Genomic DNA, 8,930 nt, shown 5'->3' with positions numbered 1-8,930 from the left:
TGTCAGGTCAAACCGGTGGAAACCGAAACGGGGTTTTGGCGCAGTCGATCAGTGAGAGTGATTCCGCCTCGAAACGCCCCTCCGGATACTCCTCGACGTTCTACGACACACAGGGTCGGAAATACGATCTGCAGGCCGGAACGGTCACCCTGGCCATCGACCTGTTTGTTCCTTCCAGCTCGACGGGACGTCTGGCCGGCCTTTGGGCAACGGCTTTTGACAGCAACAACGTGGTGAGCAAATATCCGATCATTGAGTTTGCCAAAACGACCAGCGCCTCGAACGGCACCTTCCGGATCTGGAAGGACACCGCCTGGGAGGAGGTTGGTGGCTTCACCAACGAGAACCAGTGGTACCGAATCGGGTTCTCACTCGTTGGAAACTCCCTTCAGTACTACGTGAACAATAGCCTGGTTTTCACCGATACCTCCGTCAATGGTTCTCTTGGGTTCGGCAACGTGATCCTTCAGGGGCACAACGCGGGCTCGAACTACACGATCTACTGGGACAACCTGAGCGCAAGTGCCGTCGCGGTTCCCGAACCGTCGACCCTTGTGGGTGGTACGATGGCAGCGATGCTTGGTCTGGGACTCGTCTGGCGTCGTCGACGCGCTTCGGCGATCTGATCCACGCTGGATCGGATTGCTTGGCTTCAAACTCCAAAGACCCCGGTCTGCTGCGTCATGCGTGGCCCCGGGGTCGTTTCGTCTTTCGAAGATGGTGCGACTCTCGACGATGCGCCGCCGCAAGGGCGGGCCGTCATGTTTCCATGCCCCGGATTCGATCCTTGTTCAAATTTGTGTGACTGCAGACCGCCGAATTCACGATGATTCTGTCGAGGCCGTTTCGAAGGAACTCCGATGGGAAGAGGGAGGACCGGCCTGAGTCCGGTTCTTTGGCAACTCGGCTCCAGGAAACAACGGCATCAAGACCGCTTCCGATCCCTCCATATCCGTGGGCACGAATCGAAGCCAATGCGAGCGATCAGCAATGCCGACCTCACGCGATTAAACGCTCTGCGCGAAACGAAGCCAATCGACCTCGGATTGGCCCATCAAGCGGGTATCATCCCGCTGCGCGAAACAAAGCCAATCGCTGGACGCACGACGCGGAGCGAACCCATTTTGCGACACAACCCATTGAGAGGACTCAATCTCCCGAATGGCTTGCCAGCGCACCGAAGGGTGAGACAGGGTTCATCCCGGCCATGAGGGGGGCGTAGCGGTGTACCGCGCGCCGATCGGCGCGAAACGAAGCCAATCGGTGGAGCGCTCGCGCGGAACGAAGCCAAAGGTTTGCCGTAAGTCGTTGGTGGGAAACAAACTCGCGGTCCAGAACGAAGCGCTCCCGGTGGTGCGTCCGTCACCGGATCGGGAGCGCTCCTCGGGCAGCATCCTCAGAAGGTCGGGATGACGACCTTCTCCCCCTTCTTCAGGGCCGACTCGTGGGCGCAGAGGCCGACCATGGTCCAGTTGGCCGAGGTCTCGGCGTCGGGCAGGGCGGGGCGCTCGCCGCGGATGGCCATGAGGAAGGCGTGGGTCAGGTGGGGGTGGCTGCCGCCGTGGCCGGCACCCTGGGTGAAGGAGAGGTGTTCCTCCCCCTCGCCGCCGTAGACGCCTCGGGTGGTGAAGGCCTGGATCGGCTCGGGCAGGAGATGGGCGTAGTCGGGGACCTTGACGCGCTTCGGGATCTCGGGCTCGGGGACCGGGTTCGCCTCGGTGCTCTTGGTGTGGATGACCGGCTCCTCGTTCTCGACCTGCTGCCACTCGAACGACTTCTTCGAGCCGTAGGCGTCGAAGCTCTCGCGGTACTGGCGGGCGGTGTCGAAGAGGGAGCGGGTGACCTCGGCGCAGACGTCGGAATCCTTGATCGAGAAGGTGGCCGTCTCAATCGCAAACGGGCTGTTGTACTTGGCAACCAGGTCCTCGCGGATGCGGCCCGAGCCGTAACAGGTGACGGCCTCGGCGTGCTTGCCCAGGATCGCCAGGCAGGGGCTGACGCAGTGCGTGGCGTACCACATCGGCGGCAGGCCGGGCCAGTACTCGGGCCAGCCGTCCATGTCCTGCTGATGGCTGCCGCGGAGGAACTGCAAGCGGCCCAGCTCTCCCTTGTCGTAAAGCTCTTTGACAAACAGGTATTCGCGGCTGTAAACAACCGTTTCCATCATCATATAGACAGTACCCGCCTCGCGCTGGGCCTCGACGATCTGGCGGCACTCGTCAATGGTCGTGGCCATCGGCACGGTGCAGGCCACGTGCTTGCCGGCCTTCAGGGCGGCGATCGTCTGCGAGGCGTGGTCGGGGATCGGCGAGTTGATGTGGACGGCGTCGATCTCCGGGTCGGCCAGAAGCTCCTCGTAGCTCGTGTATCGCTTGGCGATCTTGAATCGGTCGCCGCACTCATCCAGCCCCGCCTTGTTCCGTCGGCAGATGGCGTGCATGTCGGCGTCGGGGTGGCGCTGGTAGATCGGGATGAACTCGGCCCCGAAGCCGAGGCCGATGATGGCGACCCGGATCGGACGGTCGGTGATCGTTTTGGTGGTGACCATGATCGGGAGTACTCCCAGGGCGTCGAGATCGAAAGGGAGACCGTCGATTACCTCGCCCGACGGTCCTTTGGTGTGCGAAGATAGAGTGCCGGCGATGGACTCGCAAGTGGCCACGGGCCGACCGATCGACTCCAATTTCCAAGGAGACGCACCATGCGGCACCGACTCCGACCGATCGTCCTGCTCATCGTCCCTCTCGTGCTGGTCGCCCCGCCCGAGGCCCCCGGTCAATCGATCGAGCGGGTTCGTGTGGCCGACGACGCCCGCTCCTTCGTTCTCGACCCCTCCGGGAAATCCTTCCGTCCCGTCGGCTTCAACTACGACCACGACGGCCCTGGTCGTCTCATCGAAGACTACTGGCATGACGAGTGGCCGATGGTCGAAGCAGACTTCCGGGAGATGAAGGACCTGGGCGCCAACGTCGTCCGTGTCCATCTCCAGTTCGGCCGCTTCATGAACGGCCCCGACGCGCCGAACGAGGCGCAGCTCGACCGCCTCGGCGACCTGCTCGACCTGGCCGAGCGGGTCGGCCTGTACCTCGATCTCACCGGCCTCGGCTGCTACCACAAGCAGGACGTCCCCGACTGGTACGACACCCTCTCCGAGGCCGACCGCTGGGCCGCACAGGCTGCCTTCTGGAAGGCCGTCGCCGGGCGCTGTGCCGGCCGATCGGTCGTCTTCTGCTACGACCTGATGAACGAGCCCGTCGTCCCCGGCCGCCAGCGAGACCCCGGCGACTGGCTCGGCCCCGGCTTCGGCGACAAGCACTTCGTGCAGTTCATCACCCTCGACCCGACCGATCGCCCCCGCCCCGAGGTCGCCAGGAGCTGGATTCAGACCCTCATCGAGGCGATCCGGACCGTCGATGCCGACACGATGATCACCGTCGGCCTCGTGCCCTGGAGCCTCGACCGGCCGGGCCTGTCCTCCGGCTTCGTCCCCGAGGTGATCGTGGAGGACCTCGACTTCATCGCCGTCCACCTCTACCCCGAGTCGGGCAAGGTGGACGAGGCCATCGAGACCCTGCGAGGCTTCCAGGTCGGCAAGCCCATCGTCATCGAGGAGACCTTCCCCCTCAAGGCCGGCCCCGAGGACTTCGAGCGGTTCCTTCACGAGGCCGAGCCGATCGCCTCCGGGTTCATCGGCTTCTACTGGGGCACTCCCCTGGACGACCTCCGCCCGCCGGAGACCATCGGCGAGGCCCTGCTCCTGAGCTGGCTTGACCTGTTCCAGGAGCACCTGGCCCCTCTGGCCGAGGACTCCGAGGCGACACCTTGACCCAGGCTCGCGGATTCGACAACAACGAGCGTCACGACCTTCTGATCCTCGACCGATGCCGACAGCCGCCGATCAATGCTTGACTTCCCTCTGGCGGTCCCTTATTTTACATTGATGCATTTATAAATTGATACATTGAGTCACTGATCGCCCGACGAGCCTCGTCCTGCGTGCGTTGTTTGACCGAATCGTGGAGATGTTCGCGGAGATTTGACCGTGAGTGTTCAATCAAGATCTGCGGAGACGTGGTCCCCAGGGCTTGCGGGCCGATGGGCGCTCTCCGGCTTGTTCGCGCTGGCCACCGTTGTTCTTCCGGAAGCAACGGCCCAGGCCGCCCAGGACGATGACGGGCTGCTCCACCAGTTCCGCGCGGAATACCCCGAGCAGTTCCATCGCCTCGTCGAGTTCTATTCCAATCTGACGATGGAAGGCCGCATGGAGGCCGAGATCGTCGATGCCGAAACGGCCGCCAGGCTGAAAGGGCTGCAGAACCAGAACGCGACCTGGGAATTCGGGGGCAACGGCGATGCGATCCGATCGATCGTGACGCCGGACGACGGCCCGGCTCTCGTGGTCGTCTCCGGCCCGGAGGTTGCGTTCATCCTGGAGAAACCTCCCGGGTCGGAGGCGTACGCGGTCAGCCGACTCTGGGCGGAAGGTGACGACGTCGATTTGTCCGGGCGCGTGCGGAGGAGCGTCCCCGCCTCGATGGCACCGTTCGCCTTCCTGAACGAGTCGATCCTCGACTTCATTTCCCGGCCCGAGTGCACGCTGGTCGCCGCGCGGGAGGTCGACGATCCGGACGGAGAAGGCTCCCTGGTCGAGGTCACCTGGGAGGTCCCGGCATCGGATCGCTCGCCGAAGTTCAGCGGTTCCTTCCGGTTCGATCCGGCCGCGTCCTGGGTCCTCCGCAGTTATGAGACCCTCCACGAGGGGGTTCGCATCAGGGACGAGGCTACCGGCGAGTTCAATCCGGGCATCATGAATACCCACGGCCTGATTTCGTACGACACGGCATCGGACGGGATTCCCAGGGTCAAGGAGGTCCGGACCTGGAGGAGCGGCCCCGGGCGCCGCTCCCCTGTCGACATCGTCAGCACGGTCACCCGCTTCGAAGAGGGGCCGGTGCCGCCGGACGCCTTCACGCTCGACGCCTTCGGGATCGAGGAGGACCCGGCCCCGTAGCCAGGGCCGATCAACGACGAAGGGGGGAACGAATCGAACCCCCGGTCATGGTTGCACGAGGCTCGACGACGGGACTACAACATCAGGGAGAATTCCCTCCCGAAAATCGAGCCCGACTCATGAGCCAAGCGACCCCCGCCGTTGACCCGACCCCCGCCACCGCCGGCCCTCCGGTCAGCGAGTTGCCGTACGATGCCATCCTGCTCGTCAGCTTCGGTGGCCCGGAAGGGCCGGACGACGTGATTCCGTTTCTGGAGAACGTCCTCCGAGGCAAGCCGGTCCCCCGGGAGCGGATGCTCGAAGTGGCCGAGCATTATCAGCACTTCGGCGGGGTCAGCCCGATCAACGAGCAGTGCCGGCAACTGATCACCGAGCTTCGGCCCGCGTTGAAGGAGATCGGCGTCGAGCTGCCCATCTACTGGGGCAATCGCAACTGGCACCCGATGCTCGACGATACGATGCAGCAGATGGCCGACGACGGTATCAAGCGCGCTCTGGCCGTAGTCACCTCGGCCTTCAGCTCGTATTCGGGATGTCGGCAGTATCGGGAGAACCTGCAGAACTCGCGGCGAACGGTGGGGGAAAACCAGGCGCCGATCATCCAGAAGATGCGGGTCTGGTACAATCATCCGGCCTGGATTGAGGTCAATGCCGATCGGGTCCGCGAGGCCCTGGAGCAGATTCCCAGCGATCGCCGCGAGTCTGCCCGGGTGGCCTTCACAGCGCACAGCATCCCGGAGTCGATGGCGAAGAACTGTAACTATGTGACGCAATTGATGGAGTCGTGCCGCCTGGTGGCCGAGGCGGTCGGCCTGCCCGAGGATCGCTGGTCGCTCGTCTACCAAAGTCGCAGCGGTCGGCCGCAAGACCCGTGGCTGGAGCCGGACATCGTGGACCACCTGGAGGCACTCCACGAGCAAGGGGTGACGGATGCTGTCGTCCACCCCATTGGCTTCATCTCCGACCATATGGAGGTCCTGTTCGACCTCGACGAGGAGGCGAAGCTCGCCTGCCAGGAGATGGGCCTGAACATGATTCGATCGGGCACCGCGGGGATCGACCCCCGGTTCGTCTCCATGTTGGCTGAATTGATCAAGGAACGGATCACGGATTCTCCCGAGCGCCGGGCGATCGGCCGCTTCGGTCCCAGTCACGACGTCTGCCCGATCAACTGCTGTGCCCCTCCGGTTCGACCCGGTCGTCCTGCTGGAGCAGGGGGGCCTCCGGGGCGTTGACGAGGCGGTGAGGCATCGGGCGTTGACCAGGGGCATCCCGGTGGGGTTGTTCGGCGCGGGTTGATCTGTCAAAATGCCCGCAGTTTTCTGCAAGACAGGTCAATCAACCCCGTTCCACCCCATGCCTCGGAGGGCCCGCCCGGATGAGGATCCTCGTGACCGGCGGCGCCGGATTTATCGGCTCGGCCCTGCTTCGCCAGTTGATCGCCGAGACGACGGACGAGGTGGTCAACGTCGATAAGTTGACCTACGCCGGGAATCTCGACTCGCTCGGCAAGGCCCTGGACGACCCTCGCCACCACTTCGAGCGCGTGGACATCTGCGACGCGAGCGAGATCAAGCGGCTGTTCGCCCAGTATCAGCCCGACGCCGTGATGCACCTGGCGGCCGAGTCGCACGTGGATCGCTCGATCGACGGCCCGGCCGAGTTCATCCAGACGAACATCACCGGCACCTTCTGCCTGCTCGAAGCGGCCCTCGGCCACTGGCGATCGCTCGACGGGGCGGCGAAGGACCGATTCCGGTTCCTTCATATTTCGACGGATGAGGTCTTCGGATCGCTCGGCGCCGAGGGGTTCTTCACCGAGACTACGCCGTACTCGCCCAACTCGCCGTACTCGGCCAGCAAGGCCAGCTCCGATCACCTCGTGCGGGCCTGGCATCATACGTACGGCTTGCCGACGCTCATCACCAACTGCTCGAACAACTACGGGCCGTATCAGTTTCCCGAAAAGCTGATCCCGGTGATGATCCTCAACGCACTGGCCGGCAAGCCCCTGCCGATCTATGGCAAGGGGGATAACATCCGCGACTGGCTCTACGTCGATGACCACGCCCGGGCCTTGCGGATCGTGCTGGAGAAGGGGACACCGGGCGAGACGTACAACGTCGGCGGGCACAACGAGAAGACGAACATGGAGGTCGTTCGGACGATCTGTTCCTTGCTCGATGAGCTAGCGCCCGACTCGCCCCACCGGCCGCATGACTCGTTGATCACGTATGTGACCGACCGGCCCGGCCACGACAAACGGTATGCGATCGACGCCTCGAAGATCGAGCGAAAGCTGGGCTGGACGCCTCGAGAAACCTTCGAGACGGGGCTCCGGCGCACGGTCGAGTGGTACCTGAGCAACACCGAGTGGTGCGAGCGCGTCTCGTCGGGAGCCTACCGCGAGCGGCTCGGTTTGAAGCGGGAGCAGCAGCCGGCATGAGCACCAAGACCCTCGATCGTCGCGGGATCATCCTCGCCGGCGGCCTCGGCACGAGGCTTTATCCGCTCACCCGAGTGACCAGCAAGCAGCTCTTGCCAGTCTACGACAAGCCGATGATTTACTACCCGCTGAGTACCTTGATGCTCGCGGGCATTCGAGAGATCCTCCTGATCTCGACCCCCTCCGACCTGCCTCGCTACCGCGACCTGCTGGGTGACGGCTCGCAGTGGGGCCTTCGCCTCGAATACGCCGAGCAGCCGAAGCCGGAAGGCCTGGCCCAGGCGTTTTTGATCGGTCGAGACTTCATCGGCGATCGGCCTTCGGCCCTGGTGCTGGGGGACAACCTCTTTTATGGCCACGGCTTCAGCGAGATGCTGCAGCGTGCCTCGGCCCGGGCCGAGGGGGCGACGGTCTTCGGCTATCACGTGAATGATCCCGAACGTTACGGGGTCGTTGAGTTCGACGACCAGCGTCGGGCCGTCAGCATCGAGGAGAAGCCGAAGAAGCCGAAATCAAACTACGCGGTGGTCGGCCTCTATTTCTATGACAATCAGATTCTCGACATCGCGGCCAACCAGAAGCCTTCGGCTCGGGGAGAGCTGGAGATCACCGATTCCAACCTGGAATACCTTCGCCGGGGCCAACTCAAGGTGGAGGTGATGGGACGCGGGATCGCCTGGCTCGACACCGGCACGCATGAATCGCTGGCGCAGGCTTCGGACTTCATCCGGGTCATCGAGCAGCGGCAAGGGTGGAAGGTCGCCTGTGTCGAGGAAGTCGCCTACCGGATGGGCTATATCGACCGGGCTCAGGTGCTCGAACTCGCCTCCGGTCTGAAGAATGAATATGGCCAGTATCTGGTCGATCTGGTGGAGCGCGAGCCGTTGCCATGAACGTGATCGAGACGGAATTGTCCGGAGCCTTGATTCTCGAACCGAAGGTCTTCGGCGACGATCGCGGCTACTTCATCGAGACCTGGAACCAGAAGCGTTACGCCGAGCTGGGCATGCCGGGCCCGTGGGTGCAAGACAATCTTTCCTTCTCGGCTCGGGGGGTCTTGCGAGGGCTGCATTATCAGCATCCGACCGCGCAGGGGAAGCTTGTCAGCGTCCTGCAAGGGGAAGTGTATGACGTGGCGGTCGATATCCGGGTCGGCTCGCCGACCTTCGGCAAGTGGGTCGGCGTGACGCTCTCGGCGGCCAACAAGCGGCAATTCTGGGTGCCGCCCGGGTTCGCTCATGGGTTCGTGGTCACGAGCGAGAACGCCCTGTTCTGCTACAAGTGCACCGATTACTACGCGCCGAAAGAGGAAGGGAGCATTCGCTGGGATGACCCCGATTTGGGCATCTCCTGGCCGATCGCCGAGCCGACCCTCTCTCCCAAGGATCTGGCCGGGCTCTGCTTGAAGGACGTTCCCCCCGACCGGCTTCCGCACGTGGCTTCGGCTGAGTGATGAGAGGGGCGAGGCGGATC

General features: G+C 63.7%; 8 protein-coding genes. 7 read left to right on the top strand and 1 reads right to left on the bottom strand.

Annotation, left to right across the window (positions count from 1 at the left end; all coding sequences use genetic code 11):
* On the top strand, positions 1 to 626 hold a 626-nt coding region (locus GA615_RS04600), incomplete at its 5' end, for a PEP-CTERM sorting domain-containing protein (protein WP_235905074.1).
* A gap of 770 nt (positions 627 to 1,396) precedes the next feature.
* Here GA615_RS04600 and GA615_RS04595 read toward each other — a convergent pair.
* Positions 1,397 to 2,548, bottom strand: coding sequence for a Gfo/Idh/MocA family protein (locus GA615_RS04595; RefSeq protein ID WP_152050075.1), 1,152 nt, complete (start codon positions 2,546 to 2,548; stop codon positions 1,397 to 1,399).
* Between the two features lie 153 nt (positions 2,549 to 2,701).
* Here GA615_RS04595 and GA615_RS04590 point away from each other — a divergent pair, with 153 nt between their 5' ends.
* From GA615_RS04590 to rfbC, 6 genes are all read left to right on the top strand, one after another.
* On the top strand, positions 2,702 to 3,826 hold the full coding sequence (locus tag GA615_RS04590) for a cellulase family glycosylhydrolase (protein WP_152050074.1): 1,125 nt from the start codon (positions 2,702 to 2,704) through the stop codon (positions 3,824 to 3,826).
* Positions 3,827 to 4,042: 216 nt separating this feature from the next.
* Positions 4,043 to 5,011: a hypothetical protein gene (locus GA615_RS04585; protein ID WP_152050073.1), complete on the top strand. Its 969-nt coding sequence runs from the start codon at positions 4,043 to 4,045 to the stop codon at positions 5,009 to 5,011.
* A 119-nt stretch (positions 5,012 to 5,130) separates the two neighbouring features.
* A complete protein-coding gene (locus tag GA615_RS04580; protein ID WP_152050072.1) occupies positions 5,131 to 6,246 on the top strand; it encodes a ferrochelatase in 1,116 nt (371 codons plus the stop codon).
* A 143-nt stretch (positions 6,247 to 6,389) separates the two neighbouring features.
* Positions 6,390 to 7,457: a dTDP-glucose 4,6-dehydratase gene (gene rfbB, locus GA615_RS04575; protein ID WP_152050071.1), complete on the top strand. Its 1,068-nt coding sequence runs from the start codon at positions 6,390 to 6,392 to the stop codon at positions 7,455 to 7,457.
* The gene (gene rfbA / locus GA615_RS04570) at positions 7,454 to 8,350 is read left to right on the top strand and encodes a glucose-1-phosphate thymidylyltransferase RfbA (RefSeq protein WP_152050070.1); all 897 of its coding nucleotides are present in this window, start codon (positions 7,454 to 7,456) and stop codon (positions 8,348 to 8,350) included. Before rfbB ends, rfbA begins: the two co-directional genes overlap by 4 nt.
* Positions 8,347 to 8,910: a dTDP-4-dehydrorhamnose 3,5-epimerase gene (rfbC, locus tag GA615_RS04565; protein ID WP_152050069.1), complete on the top strand. Its 564-nt coding sequence runs from the start codon at positions 8,347 to 8,349 to the stop codon at positions 8,908 to 8,910. Before rfbA ends, rfbC begins: the two co-directional genes overlap by 4 nt.
* Positions 8,911 to 8,930: the final 20 nt, after the last annotated feature.

It is taken from the genome of Tautonia marina (assembly GCF_009177065.1).
In the GTDB taxonomy this organism is placed as follows: Bacteria; Planctomycetota; Planctomycetia; order Isosphaerales; family Isosphaeraceae; genus Tautonia; species Tautonia marina.
Note: the sequence above shows the minus strand (reverse complement) of the source record. Positions and strands in the feature narration are given on the sequence as shown.

Excerpts from the sequence above, each read along its gene's own strand:
- GA615_RS04595 (WP_152050075.1), bottom strand. The coding sequence starts at position 2,548 with ATGGTCACCACCAAAACGATCACCGACCGTCCGATCCGGGTCGCCATC.
- GA615_RS04590 (WP_152050074.1), top strand. The coding sequence starts at position 2,702 with ATGCGGCACCGACTCCGACCGATCGTCCTGCTCATCGTCCCTCTCGTG.
- GA615_RS04580 (WP_152050072.1), top strand. The coding sequence starts at position 5,131 with ATGAGCCAAGCGACCCCCGCCGTTGACCCGACCCCCGCCACCGCCGGC.
- rfbB (WP_152050071.1), top strand. The coding sequence starts at position 6,390 with ATGAGGATCCTCGTGACCGGCGGCGCCGGATTTATCGGCTCGGCCCTG.
- rfbA (WP_152050070.1), top strand. The coding sequence starts at position 7,454 with ATGAGCACCAAGACCCTCGATCGTCGCGGGATCATCCTCGCCGGCGGC.
- rfbC (WP_152050069.1), top strand. The coding sequence starts at position 8,347 with ATGAACGTGATCGAGACGGAATTGTCCGGAGCCTTGATTCTCGAACCG.